13 protein-coding genes are annotated in these 14905 nt (G+C 41.8%); 2 read left to right on the top strand and 11 right to left on the bottom strand.

Annotated features, from left to right (window positions below; all coding sequences use genetic code 11):
* Both IJT21_03900 and gmd read left to right on the top strand, forming a co-directional pair.
* The coding region (locus IJT21_03900; protein MBQ7577396.1) for an ABC transporter ATP-binding protein at positions 1–1119 on the top strand (1119 nt) is incomplete at its 5' end.
* A gap of 22 nt (positions 1120–1141) precedes the next feature.
* Positions 1142–2233 carry a GDP-mannose 4,6-dehydratase gene (gmd, locus tag IJT21_03895; GenBank protein ID MBQ7577395.1) on the top strand — a complete coding sequence of 364 codons (1092 nt, stop codon included), beginning with the start codon at positions 1142–1144 and terminating at the stop codon, positions 2231–2233.
* Between the two features lie 51 nt (positions 2234–2284).
* On the opposite strand, the gene IJT21_03890 is transcribed toward gmd, so the two are convergent.
* The 11 genes from IJT21_03890 to IJT21_03840 all read right to left on the bottom strand — a co-directional run bounded on the left by IJT21_03890 (position 2285) and on the right by IJT21_03840 (position 14828).
* Positions 2285–5191, bottom strand: coding sequence for a PD-(D/E)XK nuclease family protein (locus IJT21_03890; protein ID MBQ7577394.1), 2907 nt, complete (start codon positions 5189–5191; stop codon positions 2285–2287).
* Positions 5192–5195: 4 nt separating this feature from the next.
* Positions 5196–5387, bottom strand: a complete 192-nt coding sequence (locus tag IJT21_03885; GenBank protein ID MBQ7577393.1) for a hypothetical protein — start codon at positions 5385–5387, stop codon at positions 5196–5198.
* A gap of 38 nt (positions 5388–5425) precedes the next feature.
* Positions 5426–5842, bottom strand: a complete 417-nt coding sequence (locus IJT21_03880; protein MBQ7577392.1) for a hypothetical protein — start codon at positions 5840–5842, stop codon at positions 5426–5428.
* Positions 5843–5858: 16 nt separating this feature from the next.
* Entirely contained in the window at positions 5859–6083 is a 225-nt protein-coding gene (locus IJT21_03875; GenBank protein ID MBQ7577391.1) for a hypothetical protein, read from the bottom strand.
* On the bottom strand, positions 6083–6364 hold the full coding sequence (locus tag IJT21_03870; GenBank protein MBQ7577390.1) for a hypothetical protein: 282 nt from the start codon (positions 6362–6364) through the stop codon (positions 6083–6085). Before IJT21_03870 ends, IJT21_03875 begins: the two co-directional genes overlap by 1 nt.
* Before the next feature lie 80 nt (positions 6365–6444).
* A complete protein-coding gene (locus IJT21_03865; GenBank protein ID MBQ7577389.1) occupies positions 6445–7644 on the bottom strand; it encodes an NADP-dependent isocitrate dehydrogenase in 1200 nt (399 codons plus the stop codon).
* A 93-nt stretch (positions 7645–7737) separates the two neighbouring features.
* Complete coding sequence (locus IJT21_03860; GenBank protein ID MBQ7577388.1) at positions 7738–10011, bottom strand: hydratase; 2274 nt, start codon at positions 10009–10011, stop codon at positions 7738–7740.
* Between the two features lie 126 nt (positions 10012–10137).
* Complete coding sequence (gene nagA / locus IJT21_03855) at positions 10138–11262, bottom strand: N-acetylglucosamine-6-phosphate deacetylase (protein MBQ7577387.1); 1125 nt, start codon at positions 11260–11262, stop codon at positions 10138–10140.
* Positions 11259–12545, bottom strand: a complete 1287-nt coding sequence (locus tag IJT21_03850) for an ankyrin repeat domain-containing protein (GenBank protein MBQ7577386.1) — start codon at positions 12543–12545, stop codon at positions 11259–11261. Before IJT21_03850 ends, nagA begins: the two co-directional genes overlap by 4 nt.
* Entirely contained in the window at positions 12533–13264 is a 732-nt protein-coding gene (nagB, locus tag IJT21_03845; GenBank protein MBQ7577385.1) for a glucosamine-6-phosphate deaminase, read from the bottom strand. Before nagB ends, IJT21_03850 begins: the two co-directional genes overlap by 13 nt.
* 115 nt (positions 13265–13379) lie before the next feature.
* Positions 13380–14828 carry a PTS transporter subunit EIIC gene (locus IJT21_03840; GenBank protein ID MBQ7577384.1) on the bottom strand — a complete coding sequence of 483 codons (1449 nt, stop codon included), beginning with the start codon at positions 14826–14828 and terminating at the stop codon, positions 13380–13382.
* Positions 14829–14905: the final 77 nt, after the last annotated feature.

The raw sequence follows: 14905 nt of genomic DNA, 5'->3' as shown, positions 1-14905 counted from the left end.
CTGCGCAATTTTTCATTTAACGTCAATCAAGGCGAAAGAGTCGCTATAGTCGGCCATAACGGAGCAGGAAAATCAACGACTCTGAAAATTTTAAGCCGCATAACTTATCCGACAGAGGGCAGAATTTCTATCAAGGGCAGAGTATCGAGCCTATTAGAGGTCGGGACAGGCTTTCACCCGGAATTAACTGGACGCGAAAATATTTATCTCAACGCAGCAATCTTAGGAATGAGACGCAGCGAGATTAAGCAAAATTTTGACGCAATAGTTGACTTTTCTGGAGTAGAAAAATTTATTGACACGCCCATAAAACGCTATTCAAGCGGAATGTCAGTCAGACTCGCATTTGCTATAGCCGCACACTTGAGATCTGAAATATTAATAGTCGATGAAGTTCTTGCAGTCGGTGATATAGATTTCCAGAAAAAATGTCTCGGCAAAATGGACGAAATAAGCCACGAAGAAGGACGTACGATTTTATTTGTGAGTCATAATATGGGCGCAGTTCTTCAGCTCTGCAACAGAATAATTTGTCTTGAACACGGCCAAATGGTATTTGATACAAAAGATGTCGTAGAAGGCGCACAAAGATATATGAGTTTCTCAAAGCTCACGGAAGACGACGCAGAATGGCGCAACCCCGGCGATAAATACGAAAATGAATACTTCAAGCCGCTTAGATTCGGTTTATATGACTCAGAGGGCAAAATTAACGCAGCTTCAGTCAGACGCAATGATGATTTATTCGTCGAGATTGAAGGAATCGTCAAGAAACCTAATGCAGCTTTAGGCGTGGGCTATGCAATGTATAATCAGTCAGGAAATTTGCTTTATTGGACATTCCACAGCGATCAAGCTAACAGCTCTAGTGAAATCCCGACGCTTGACGGTCATGTTTGTTTACGTTCAAGAGTCCCGCTTGAAATTTTGAATCTCGGCGAAAAAACTCTACAGCTTGCAATAAGACTCTATAATGGCCAATGGATAACTGTTCCGGGCAGGACAAAACCGCCGGCACTGTCATTTATGCTTGAAGGCCCGATTAATTTATCGCCTTATTGTGTCATACAGAGAACGGGCGATGTTGCGATTAACGGCACTTGGACACTTGCAGAATAAATTATTTCAGGAGCGTATAATCATGAAGAAAGCATTAATCACAGGCGTAACAGGTCAGGACGGAGCATATTTAACAGCTTACTTGCTCAAGAAGGGCTATGAGGTTCACGGTCTCAAGCGCAGAAGCTCAATTTTTAACACGTCAAGAATCGACAATTTTTATAAAGATTTGCACGAAGAAGGACATAAATTTTTTCTGCATTACGGCGATTTAACGGACTCGTCGAATTTGATTCGAATTGTTCAGAATGTCAAACCGGATGAAATTTATAACTTGGCCGCACAAAGTCATGTCAGCGTATCATTTGAGACTCCTGAATACACAGCAGACTCTGACGGACTCGGGACATTGCGAATCCTCGAAGCTATAAGGATTCTGGGCCTTGAGAAGCACACAAAATTTTATCAGGCATCAACGAGTGAATTATTTGGCAAAGTTCAAGAGACCCCGCAGAAGGAGACGACTCCGTTTTATCCGAGAAGCCCATATGCAGCGGCGAAATTATATGCTTACTGGATCACTGTAAATTATCGTGAGGCTTATAACATGTTCGCATGCAACGGAATATTATTCAATCATGAGTCAGAATTGCGCGGAGAAACTTTTGTAACCCGCAAAATTACTCGTGCAGCTGCAAGAATCGCGTTAGGTCTGCAGGAAAAAACTTATCTCGGCAATCTCGACGCAAAACGGGACTGGGGACACTCAGAAGACTACGTAAAAGCTATGTGGATGATTTTACAACAGGAGAAGCCGGAAGATTTTGTTATCGCTACAGGTGAGACTCATTCAGTGAGGGAATTTGCGACACTTGCATTTGCTGAAGCAGGAATGACTCTCGATTGGCAGGGAAGCGGCATTAACGAAAAGGGAATCGACACCAAAACCGGCCGCACAGTAGTTGAAGTTGACCCGCGATATTTCAGGCCGACTGAAGTAGATTTACTGCTTGGTGATCCGTCGAAGGCTGAAAAAGTTTTAGGCTGGAAGCGCAAAGTTTCATTTACTGACCTCGTTAAAAGAATGGTGCGTTACGATTTGGATTTATTCAAGAAGGATATATTAATTCGTGACGCAGGATACAAAGTTCAAAGCGCGTTAGAGGAGATTTAGTGTTTTTTCCGCCGCCGAGCAGGGTGGGCGGGTGGGGCGAGGCGGCGGCATTCATTCATCATCAGACTCCGAGTCATCATCAATTGACAATAAACTCTCTCCCCTGAACTCACCCTTACGGCACAAACTTTTTACGCTGCAAAATCTGCACATGTCAGAATTATATTCAGGCGCAAATCTTCCTATCTTCAAAATTTCAGCAGCGCACTTCATAGCGTATTCACCCTCGTCAATGCGTTCTGAAATATGAGTCGTTATCTTTCCGCTTTCAGTGTGAGGCGCAAAAATTTCTGACTCTGAATCTTCAAAGCTGCCCGCTAATTTCCCGTCATTGAGGCCAAGTATATAGACTCCTGATAATTTGCAAGTAAATTTTTTCTCGCGTTCAAACAATGCCGCGTAACACGATAATTGCAGACCCGTCTTGAATTTCTTGCGTTCTTCAGTGTTCCAGCTGTAAGACTCAATTTTCGAATCAGATTCATAATTTGTGCTCTTGCCCTCTTTGTAGTCGGCGATAAATGCAATTTCTTCACCATTTGGACTATTAAGAAATTCGATTCTGTCGCACTGTCCTAAAAATTTTATGCCGTTAATCTGCGTGATTAAATGCGCGTCTTCTTCCAGCAAAATTTTTGTGTGTTCATAGCCGGAATTATGCAGCGAGTCAAGTATTCCGCCCTGCAAAAGACTCAACCTGTCAACACGAAATTTTACGCCGTCTAAATGTCTTCTCAGCCTGAAATCTTTTATCAACCGCGTAAAATCTTGATAATTTTCACTGACATTCAATAAATTTTCCCATTCAGATTTTGCTATGGCCAGAAAAATTTTTCCGGGCGCGTTCATGTTCTCACGGTAACGAAGCCAGACAGACTCCCAAAATTTATGAGTCAAATTTCCCCATTCCATAGACGACACAATTTCAGAGTCTGAAGCGTATAATTTCGCCTGCCTCTCCTGATACCATAAGAACGGACATAACAATAATTCTTTTATATCGCTTGCTCCGACTGCATTTGCCTGCGCGTTAATAGCTGGTACGGATCTCGAAATTTTTTCGCCCGCGTCAATCTCCGGGAAAATATAACCGTCATTGCCAAGTAAAATATTTATTCCGGCGGGGTCTGATTCTATTCTCTTCCATGCTGGCAAATCTTCAAGGAATCGCGGCATAAATTGCGACTCTGATACTGGTCTGTCTTCTTCATCAAGTGCAGGACGTGAAATTATCGTGAAATTTTCTCCCGTCTGTATTAATCGTCTGAATAATGCCTCGTGCCGTAATGCTTTTTCTTGAACCGTCGGCAAATGTGCTTGATTCTCGTCAAGTTTTTTGCGTTCCTCAGTGCCTAAAAGCGGCGAACTTTGTATGTTTGCTGACCAAGTTTTTTGTGTAACTCCCGTCATTATGAAAACGGGAAATGATGACAAAACCGGAGGCTGCCCCGTGAAGATTCGCACAGAATTTGAAATTTGCAAAGGCGCACGAGTGTTAGTTTTCCTGCACCATCTTTCAAGATAGTCAAATGCTTCATCGGTTGTCATTTTTTGATCTTGCACGCGTCCTAAGTCCGGCAATAATTCATCAAGCTGCAAAACTTTTTGTGATACGGTCTCGATCGCGCTTGCTGTCTGTCTTGTTGTCTCGTCTAATTCCGGAAAATTTGCAGTGTTTTCGAGTCTGTCGAGCCATAGTCCCGGAGTCGTAATAAAATTTTTGAAGGCTCTCATAATGTGAAGCGGTGTCCTTCTCGCCTTGAGTGAATCGCAAAATTTTTTGATTGACTGAACCGCAAGTAAAGCAGTGCTAAATTTTTCGTTGTCAGATAAAAATTTTTCCCAGCCCTCAAGACCTGAATAACCCGCGCGATATGCCTTCATTACGGGAAATTTCGAGCCCGCAAAACATTCTTGAGTCAATAATAACGCTGTCTCATAAGTAGGAAACTGGCGCGTATATAAATATCTGACCGACGATAAAATTTTTCCCGGCAAAGTGTTATTAATCGGGATTCCTGATTGAAAACTGTACGGGATTTCATAACGTTTGAAGGCATGCGCAAATAAATCTTCACGCCCCTGACTTATGGTCATAGCAATAGAGTCAAATCCTGAAAATTTTTGTTCGTTGAGAGTAATTTTATCCTGCTGCCATAATGCAAGAGTGCGCGCGATTACTTCAGGTTCTAAGCCCGGTTCAGAGACTGGAATCTCTATAATTTTCCCCGCTGATTTTTCCGGAGTGAAGGCTATATTAAATTGTGAGTGAGCGTCCCGGAAATTCATTAAATTTGCTTCAGGTTTAAGAATGATTACGGCCTCGCACCTGTCTTGAAGTGCATATAATAATTCAAGCTGGCCATGTGTGAACGAGAGAAACCCCGCAAAAATTATAATTAAATCGCGTCCCCATTCTTGAGTCTTTAAGATTTCCTCGTATGACTCACTATAAATCTGCGCGCTGTCAAGTAAGTTATAATCATTCAAGTATTCAAGATATAATCTGTAAATTTCGGGCAATAAGAACTCTGACGGCTCTTCACTGTCGGGGTTATAAATTAATTGCGAGGGTCTGACAGCTTCATTTAATAATTCCCGAATATCGTCGGACAAAATATCAATAAATCCTGGTCTGACAATGCCGGGCCAGCGTTGAATTTTTTCGGGATTCTCGGCTATGACATCATCTAAAATAGTCCTGAGAATTAACAAATGATCGGGCGGAGACAGAATTTTTTTGCGGTCAATTTTTCCGGTGCTGCAAATGTCATTATAAATTTCTTCCCACGTCCAGAGAGTCAAATTATTTAGTTCCGGGCGATAGTTTTTATCTTTGCGGGAGGGAATGACGAATCTCAAATTTTTTTCACGGCCTGCAAAGCGTTTTATCTGTGAATTAATTAATTTTCCGAGTTCAAAGCCGTTATTGTATGCGAAAATTTCTGCTGTATTCATTTATTTATGCCTGCTGAAATTCTTTATCCTTGAGCTTTATAAATTCGCTCATGAGTCTGTAATCGTCCTGCTTTAAATTTTTGCCGGATTTAAATTTGTTCCATTCTTCGTATAAATTTTTCTTGCGCAAAAAATTAACGTGTGCATTATAAAGAGTGTCGCGCCATAATTCCAAAAAAGTTTTTCCGTTGGACATGCCGATAAAGCCTCCTGATAAAAAACTTGCAGAGCCTCTTACAGCCCTGCAGCCTCAAATTTTATTTCAGTGTCGCCGGTCGTCTCGAACATTTCAACACCTGAGTCAATGTGTCCGAGATATTGCCGTGAAAATTTTTCGCCGTTCTGCCTGTAGAGAATTACAAGACATTTTTGCGGCGGCCAGTAAATTAAATCACCGACTTTGTAATTATCAGATACTATTTTGCTGGGGGGTAAAGCGTCCTTCATGAAATAACACATTTCACGCGAGTATAAATCCTGCATTGTTATCGTAAATGGCAATCTCGCAAATAATTCACGGCTCGCGGGGTTATCGTCAAGAGTCGCAGTAAGAGTCTTCCCGTTTGCAGTAATATTTATGCGCATTTCTTGAGCGTAAAGAGTCCCAGTCAACGCAAATATAAATAGTAACGCTAGAAAAATTTTGTTCATTATCTCACCTGCTTTATTAGGGCTTGCAGACTTTGCACGGTTTATAGCCTCGTTTTTGTGCTTCTGAAATAGTCAGAGTCTGTGATACCTGCTTAACTGTCCGGCAGCCGGGCTTGTGATATTTTTTCCCCTTTGCAGTTATTACGACGTTATTTGCTGATTCGTCCGCAAAAGTTTTCGCACATGATATACCGGCAATGACGCAAAAAATTATCAGTAATGCAATAAAAGCGCGTTTCATTAACCTGCACAACCTCCGCCGCAACTCCCGCAGTTACCTCCGCAGCCGGCTCCCGACCTCCAAGCATTTATAACGGGAACAAATATCGCTAAAATTTCCTGAATCTGGTCTGCTCCGACATCAACGGGACTAATTGCAAGAGCTTCCATAACATCTTCGGTGGTCTCGTAACCGTCTAAAATAGTCTGCACTATGTCGCGTAAATAAATTTCTTTCTCCGGACAAACCGGCGTGTCAGCTGGTGCGCGTCCCCAGTCAATTTTTTCTGCTGTTAATGACATAATAAATTCATCCTTCCATAAAATAGCCCGCAGAACCCTGAACGAGTCCCGCGGGTCTTGATTGCTATTATAGCGCGTGATTATAATTTTGCTGCTATAGCCTTGATAAATTCTTTCGAGTCAACGACATGAGGTACAACGCCCTCACAAAGTGATGATAAATCTTTCGTCATGACTCCGCCTTCTATTGTCTCAATTGTTGCCTTCTCAAGTTTATTTGCAAATGCTACGAGATCATTATTTCCGTCAATCTCGCCGCGTTTTCTGAGTGCTCCGCTCCATGCGAAAATTGTTGCAACGGGGTTAGTTGATGTCATTTTGCCTTCTTCGCGGTAACGGTAGAAATGCTTTGTTACTGTTCCGTGTGCAGCTTCGTACTCAAAATTTCCGTCCGGTGAAACAAGAACGCTCGTCATCATTGCAAGTGAACCGAAAGCCGTCGATACCATGTCGCTCATAACGTCGCCGTCATAATTCTTGCAAGCCCAGATAAATCCGCCTTCAGAACGCATAACGCGCGCTACTGCATCATCAATCAGCGTGTAAAAATAAGTGATTCCGGCTGCGTCAAATTTTGCCTTGTATTCCGTCTCAAAAATTTCCTGGAATAATAATTTAAATGTCTGGTCATACTGCTTAGAAATTGTATCTTTCGAGGAGAACCAGAGATCTTCTTTTGTTGAGAGGGCGTACTCAAAGCAGCTGCGTGCAAATGATTTTATTGACGTGTCTTTGTTGTACATTGCCTGCAAAACGCCGGGGCACTCGTAATCGTAAACAGTTTCGCGGAAGGTTGCGCCGTTCTTGCCGGTGAATAATAATTCTGCTTTGCCGGGCTCAGGGACTCTAAATTCTGTGCCTCTGTAAACGTCGCCATATGCATGTCTTGCAATGGTAATAGGTTTGTGCCAATTCTTTACGACCGGTTTAATGCATTTCGTTAAAATAGGCTTCCTGAAAACTGTACCGTCGAGAACAGCTCTAATTGTGCCGTTGGGACTCTTCCACATTTCGTGTAAATTATATTCTTCGACACGCTGTTTATTCGGGGTAATTGTTGCGCATTTGACTCCGACTCTGTATTTCTTGATTGCTTCGGCTGCTTCCCAAGTGATTTTATCGCCGGTCTCGTCTCTCTTAGGCAATCCCAAGTCGTAATATTCCGTGTTTAATTCCACGAACGGTGAAAGCAGGTCATCTTTGATAATCTGCCATAAAACGCGGGTCATTTCGTCGCCGTCCATCTCTACAATGGGAGTTGCCATTTTTATTTTGCTCATAGCGTGAGTAAAACTCCTTTCATGATATAAAATTTTTATTACGAGTCCCCCCGAAAAAATGAATCACTCAGGGGGAATTACTGCCAAAAATTTTTATTTCGCTTTGTCCCTGTTGAAATTAATCAAGCAGCCTGCTTTGACAATATCGCGCTCATTTGAGGTCATGTCCTGAATGTAAAGCTCTGCTTCTTTTATTTTGCCGCCCTTGATGATGTATGCTTTAATGCTTGAAAGCTCGTTTTTGTCAAGTGCTGAACGAATCCCGGGGACATAAACATAATCGCCGACTTCAAAATCTGGTTCGCCCTTCAGATGGAAAGGAATCATTCCCCAGTTCATGCAGTTAGAACGATAACGCTTTGTAGCATATTCCTGCGTGATATTTGCAAGCGCGCCTAAAACTCTTTGACATGAAGCAGCCTGCTCACGTGCTGAACCGTCGCCGGGTTTGTTCGCGTAAATTGTCGAGCCAAATTCTATTGTCATTGGGTCTGCGTTTTCTTGGCCGGGGATTGCTTTAATGAGATCGTAAACTTCTTTAAGCTCTCCATGTGCCGGGCTGATTCCTTTGAGACGCTCATACTCAATTTTCTGTACTTCTTTTGCTCGGCCGACATATTCAGGATCTCTGCGCGATAAAGTAAATTCTGCGAGTCCTAACGGATTAGATCTAAATGATGATGTCTCACCGGACGGGATAAGCTCGTCAGTAGTCGTAACTTCATCGAGAATCTTAGATACAACGCGCAATAAAATATTTTCTGCGAGTGCTTCCTGTTCCGGCCAATCTTTAATGTTCGGGCCAAAACGAATGGGCGACTCGAGATCTGCTTTACCGAATCCCCAGTAAACGCGCGATTTATAGGCTTTGTCATCATAATGATATGCAGGAACATCGCCCCAGCAGTCGAGGTCTTCTGCGCTTGTTAATTTGCCTCCGTTTGCTGCCGTTGCTGCGATTGAACGCGCGTCCATTAATGCTACTGCTGACATTTGACCGTTGCCCGGTTTTGATCCTTCTCTGTTCGGGAAATTTCGAGTCGTGTGCCTGATTGAGAATGCATTATTTGCGGGTGTGTCGCCTGCTCCGAAACAAGGCCCGCAGAAAGCTGTACGAATTATCGCGCCCGCGTCCATTAAATCAGCAAGCAAGCCTTTACGATCCAAATCAATAAATACCGGCTGACTCGACGGATACACGCTCAAATAAAATTCATCAAAGCCGCATGTTTTACCCTTTAGTGCGTGTGCTGCCTCGACAACGTTTGTATAATTTCCGCCTGCACAACCTCCGATTACTCCCTGCTGAACCATTAATTTGCCGTCTGAAGTAATTTTGTCCATGAGTGTGAAGTGTGCGCGTCCTCCTGCAACTTTTTCGGCCCGTTTCTCGGTGTCAGCAAGAATATCTTTCATGTTCGCGTAAAAATCTGCGATCGTATAAGCGTTTGACGGGTGGAACGGAAGAGCGATCATAGGCTTAATTGTCGATAAATCAATTTCTACGCAGCCATCATAATATGCAACGTCGGCAGGATTCAATTCTTGATAATCGATTTCGCGGCCATGTTCAGCTAAGAAAGCCTTTGTGTCAGAGTCAGTTCTCCATACTGAAGATAAGCAGGTTGTCTCAGTTGTCATTACGTCGACTCCGTTGCGATAATCAGTAGTCATTGTTGATACGCCGGGGCCTACAAATTCCATAACTTTATTCTTGACATAACCTTTTTCAAATACTGCCTTAACGATCGCGAGTGCAATATCATGCGGGCCTACATATGGTGCTGGTTTGCCGCTTAAATAAATTGCGACGACTCCGGGATAAGCGACATCATATGTATCCTGCAATAATTGCTTGACGAGTTCTCCGCCGCCTTCACCGATTGCCATAGTTCCTAATGCGCCGTAACGTGTGTGAGAGTCAGAGCCGAGAATCATTTTCCCGCAGCCCGCAAACATTTCACGCATAAATTGATGAATTACTGCAATGTGAGGAGGGACATAAATTCCGCCGTATTTCTTTGCAGCACTGAGTCCGAAATAATGATCGTCATCGTTAATAGTGCCTCCGACCGCGCATAAAGAGTTATGGCAGTTAGTCATTACGTAAGGGAGCGGAAATTTTTTCATTCCTGAAGCTCTAGCAGTCTGAATGATGCCCACGAACGTAATATCATGCGAGGCCATAGAGTCAAATTTTATGCGCAGGTGATCCATGTCATTAGAAGTGTTATGCGCCTTCAATATTCCGTATGCGATAGTACCTTTTTTAGCGTCGGCCTTGTTGTATTTTCCGTCGGCTTGGCTTTCGGGGACTATCTGATTTCCGTTAATGAGATAAACTCCTTCATCGTAAAGTTTAATCATTGTGATAATATACCCCCTCGATTTAAATTTTGTGAATGTCTGAGTGAATTTATTAATAGTGATTATAGCAGTAAACAGCAAATAATATCTACGTGTAATTGTTGAAATTTTACGTGTGAAAAATATTTATTCTGTGCAAAAAATTTTTCCATGATTCATTACCCAGACGAGATTTAAATCTTTGTCGAGTGCGATTAGGTCTGCAAATTTTCCCGGTTCGATTTTACCTGCGTCAAGTCCTATAGCTTTTGCTGGGTTAAGGGCTGCACATTTTATCGCGCTTTCTAGTTTTACATTCATAAATTTTGTGGCTGTCCTCATGCAGTCAAATAAATTTGTAACACTTCCGGCGATAGTTTTTCCGTCTTCTAATAGTGCTTTGCTGCCCTGCTTGATAACTTTCTGACCTCCGAGCATGTAATTTCCGTCGTTCATTCCTGTTGCTTCCATTGAGTCGCTGATGAAAATTACTCTGTCATCTCCGAAAAGTTTTAGAGTCATTCTCACTATTGACGGATGAATGTGAATCCCGTCGCAAATTAATTCGACACAGACATTTTTATTTTCGAGAGCAGCAATTATCGGCCCTGGTTCTCTGTGATTAATGCCGTTCATAGCGTTGTATAAGTGCGTAACGTGTGAGGCTCCGAGCTTGAATGCTTTGTCGGCTGTCTGGTAATCGCAGTTTGTGTGAGCGATAGAAATTTTTGCAATATTTTTTGCTTCAGTGATGAAATTAAATGCGCCTTCGACTTCAGGAGCAACGACGGCAATTTTTATGAGATTATGAGATTCATTCTGCAGGCGTGCTAACATTTTTGCGTCGGGTTTGGTTATGTAAGAAGGATTCTGCGCACCTTTTTTCGCGAGTGAGATAAATGGGCCTTCGAGATTTATTCCGGCAAGTGCGGAGGATTTTTCGCGGAATTTTGCGGCGTTGTTCATTATGCGCGTTAAGTCAGCTTCAGGAAGAGTCATTGTTGCCGGGCAGATGTTAGCGACTCCGATAGAGTTTTCATAGTCAGCTATAATTTGCAAAGACTCTTGAGTGCCCTCGCAGAAGTCATGACCTTTGCAGCCGTGAAAGTGAATATCAGTGAGTCCGGGAATGATATATAAATTTTGCGCGTCAATAATTTGCGAGTCATTATCTGCGTTGCCGCTTATGAGTTCATCGTGTATGAATAAATTTCCTGCGTGAAAATTGCAGTCAGGCCGGAAAATTAAAGCGTTAGAGATTGTGTAATTCATGTCGTCAGCTCCTCTAAAATATTAATTATCTCAATATTATTATTTTCCCGCGCATAATCAAGAGCTGTTTTGCCGTGAAAGTCTCTTGCGTTAACGTCAGCACCGTTTTTGATGAGAATTTTTACGAGTTCTGAATCATAGTGTACAGACCGCATTAAAGCTGTTAGATTATGAATATCTCCTGCGTTAACGTCAGCACCTGCATTTATCAGCAATAAAGCAGAGTCGATATTTGAACATCGCATTAAAGCTGTTTCTCCGTCAAGATTAGTTATGTTGACATTTGCGCCGAGATTTATTAATGTCTCGATTACTTTTTCATTTTTGTATGCAGCAAGCATTAAAGGCGAATCACCGAAAAAATTATTTCTATCATTTATTGCGGCTCCGTTATTAACTAAAAGCGTGATAATTTCAGGGCTTGCGTTAGATTCAACGGCCATTTTTAAGACGGTTATATCTTCTTCGCTATCGTAATAATTAGCATTTGCACCAAACTTTAAGAGGACTGACACGGCAGAACAATTATTATTTTTTGCAGCTATCATCAATGAGTCGTCAAGATCTTCAGCACCTGCCGTGATTAAAGTTTTTAATATTTCCTCATCAGCGTTAAATTTTATGGCTTCCCGTAATGGAGTATTGATTAATTTATTAAATTTGTCATATTGATGTGCGTTGACATTTGCACCGGAATCAATTAACCGCCAAATTTCATCAGGTAATAAATTTTCCCACCAGTCTGAATCATGAAAGAAAAATGCTTCATCGACAAAACGAAGAAAATCTAAAGTTTTATTATTGCCTTGTTCTTGTGCATATTGCGCCGGGGATTTACCGGATTTATTGCGGATTTCTGTATTTATTCCGGTCTTAATCAAGACTTTTGCTATAGCAGGATTATTGTTATATGCTGCCATAAATAAAGCCGTCTCACCATATTTATTTTTTGCGTTAACGTCTGCACCGGCGTTAATTAATTTGCGGATTATAAGCGGATTCGGGTTATTCATTGCAGCAATTAATAAAACAGTTTCAAACCAGTAATCTAGATTTCTGGCGTTGACATTTGCACCGGCTTTAATAAGTTCTGCGATAACTTCAGGATTATAAACGTTATAAAGCGCAGTCATCAAAATTGTATATGCGTCTTCGTCTATCCTTGCATTTGCGTCCGCGCCATTTTTCACGAGAGATTTTATTTGATCCGGCTTCACATAGGGATTCTTTACGGCCTCAAGTAATTTTTCTGTGCTGTATGATAAATAAATTAATTCTTGCATTTCGAGAAAGCTCCTTCATCACAAACTAGAATAACATCATCATGTAATTGCAGAATAGACCCCGGCACTTTAGGAGTAACAGCCCCGTAAAAAACTTTCTTTACAGCTTCGGCCTTGTCTTCACCGGAGGCAATGACTAAAATTTTTCTTGCGCGCAGAATAGATCTTATTCCCATTGTATAAGCGTGGGTTGGGACTTCTTTTCCTGCCTCGAAGAATCTTTTATTAGCTTCGACTGTGCTTTGTGTTAATTCGACGCAGTGAACGTCTTTCTCAAAAATTTCGCCGGGCTCGTTAAAACCTATGTGGCCGTTTCTGCCGAGTCCTAGTAACTGCAAATCTTGCGGGCCTATTTCAGCGAGTAAATTATTATATGCTCTACATGCTTCTACGCTGTCTAAATTTCTGCCGTCGGGTAAATGGACATTTTCGCTTTTAAGATTCACTCGGTCGAATAAATTTTTTCGCATGTAAGATATGTAGCTTTGTTCGCTTTCAGGGCCGAGTCCCCGATATTCGTCGAGATTGACTGTTACGACTTCGGAAAAATCTAGATCGCCTTTGTTGAACCATTCTGATAATTGATTATAAATTCCCAAAGGAGTCGACCCTGTAGCGAGTCCGAGTATGCAGTCAGGTTTAAGAATTATTTGCGCTGAAATTATATTTGCTGCTTTGCGGCTCATTTCGTCATAATTTTTTGTGATATAGACTCTCATTGTAATAACCTCCTGTCATGAATTTTATAATATTTTATTATTATCGCGGAAAGAAAATTTGTGAAAAGAAAAAAAACTGCCCCCCATTTTTCAGAGAGGCATTTATTAACTTGCTTTACTGTTTGTCAGCTAATTTCATGAGTTCGTCATATACAAATTGAACTTTTGTGCCGATTACAACTTGAACGCTATTTTTTGAGGGTCTGACTACTCCGGGAATGCCGGCAGATTTTATTTTTGCTTCGTCGACATTGAGATAATCTTTTACTTCTGCTCTGATTCGTGTCGCACAGTAAGTGTATTCTTTCAAGTTCTCAAAGCCTCCGAGTCCTTCGAGAATAATGCGCGCCATTTCCGTAAAATTATTATTCTTGAGCTTGATAGATTTTTCTGACTCTAAGTCGTCATCATCTTCACGGCCGGGAGTCTTTAGGTCAAATTTATTAATCGTCCATGAGAAAACGAAATAATAAATCACCGCAAACACAAGCCCAATCGGAATAATCAAAATCGGGTTAACGGCCATAGGAGCTTTGAAGCTGAGAATATAATCAACCATTCCCGCACTGAAATTAAATCCGCATCTCACCGGCAAATAAGCGCAGACAACCGCAGAAATTCCCGTTAAAATCGCGTGAAGCAAATATAATCCCGGTGCAAGAAACATAAACGCAAATTCTATCGGCTCAGTTATTCCCGTGAAAAACGAAGCAAATGCACCAGCTAATAACAAGCTCGCAGCAGTTTTCTTTTTTTCGGGTTTAGCAGCTCTGTACATTGCAAAAGCTCCCGCAACAAGCCCGAACATCATAACAGGGAAGAATCCTGTCATATAGATTCCTGTAACACCGAGAGTCCCTTTTCCTGACCAGAAATTTGTCAAATCATTTATTCCCGCAGTATCAAACCAGAAGACAGCATTTAACGCGTGATGAAGGCCAAGCGGTATTAATGCCCTGTTCAACATCGCATAAATTCCAGCACCTATAGCACCAAGACCGACGATTGATTCTCCGAAATTAATTAATGCTCCGTAAACAACCGGCCAAATATAATAAAGAATTATTGACACGATTATTGACACTAAAGCAGTAACTATAGCAACACACCGACGGCCGCTGAAGAATGCAAGCCAGTCATGTAATTGCGTGTCCTTGAAAGAGTTATAGCAGCCCGCACCAATTAAGCCCGAAAGAATACCGATAAAAGCGTTCTGAATCTTTCCAAATGCTGCCGGAACTTGTGAAGCCTCTACCCCTGTATACATTGCTATTGCATTTGTTGATAATAAAGTCGTAATCATCAACCACGACACAAGACCAGCAAGCGCAGGTGTCCCGTCTTTGTCCGAAGCCATGCCGATAGAGACTCCAATTGCAAACAAAATCGGAATCTGATCGATAATTGCAGAAGCAGCTTTAATGCAGAACGCAGCCGCAAGACTGTTACTACCCCAGCCGACCGGATCAATCCAGTAGCCTATACCGTAAAGAATCCCAGCAGCAGGTAAACAAGCAACCGGAAGCATTAACGAACGGCCAATCCTTTGCAGATATTTCATCATGATAAATTTTCCTCCTGATTGATTTAATTAAATGATTCTACAGATTATATAACAGTCATTATTATTTTATTAGCTCA

This window comes from Synergistaceae bacterium (assembly GCA_017443945.1).
Classification (GTDB): Bacteria; Synergistota; Synergistia; order Synergistales; family Aminobacteriaceae; genus JAFUXM01.
The sequence above is the reverse complement of the archived record's forward strand: the minus strand, read 5'-3'. Positions and strand labels throughout refer to the sequence as shown.

What these genes read in the sequence shown, in the direction of transcription:
- gmd (MBQ7577395.1), top strand. Translation starts at nt 1,142, where the DNA reads ATGAAGAAAGCATTAATCACAGGCGTAACAGGTCAGGACGGAGCATAT.
- IJT21_03890 (MBQ7577394.1), bottom strand. Translation starts at nt 5,191, where the DNA reads ATGAATACAGCAGAAATTTTCGCATACAATAACGGCTTTGAACTCGGA.
- IJT21_03885 (MBQ7577393.1), bottom strand. Translation starts at nt 5,387, where the DNA reads ATGTCCAACGGAAAAACTTTTTTGGAATTATGGCGCGACACTCTTTAT.
- IJT21_03880 (MBQ7577392.1), bottom strand. Translation starts at nt 5,842, where the DNA reads ATGAACAAAATTTTTCTAGCGTTACTATTTATATTTGCGTTGACTGGG.
- IJT21_03875 (MBQ7577391.1), bottom strand. Translation starts at nt 6,083, where the DNA reads ATGAAACGCGCTTTTATTGCATTACTGATAATTTTTTGCGTCATTGCC.
- IJT21_03870 (MBQ7577390.1), bottom strand. Translation starts at nt 6,364, where the DNA reads ATGTCATTAACAGCAGAAAAAATTGACTGGGGACGCGCACCAGCTGAC.
- IJT21_03865 (MBQ7577389.1), bottom strand. Translation starts at nt 7,644, where the DNA reads ATGAGCAAAATAAAAATGGCAACTCCCATTGTAGAGATGGACGGCGAC.
- IJT21_03860 (MBQ7577388.1), bottom strand. Translation starts at nt 10,011, where the DNA reads ATGATTAAACTTTACGATGAAGGAGTTTATCTCATTAACGGAAATCAG.
- nagA (MBQ7577387.1), bottom strand. Translation starts at nt 11,262, where the DNA reads ATGAATTACACAATCTCTAACGCTTTAATTTTCCGGCCTGACTGCAAT.
- IJT21_03850 (MBQ7577386.1), bottom strand. Translation starts at nt 12,545, where the DNA reads ATGCAAGAATTAATTTATTTATCATACAGCACAGAAAAATTACTTGAG.
- nagB (MBQ7577385.1), bottom strand. Translation starts at nt 13,264, where the DNA reads ATGAGAGTCTATATCACAAAAAATTATGACGAAATGAGCCGCAAAGCA.
- IJT21_03840 (MBQ7577384.1), bottom strand. Translation starts at nt 14,828, where the DNA reads ATGATGAAATATCTGCAAAGGATTGGCCGTTCGTTAATGCTTCCGGTT.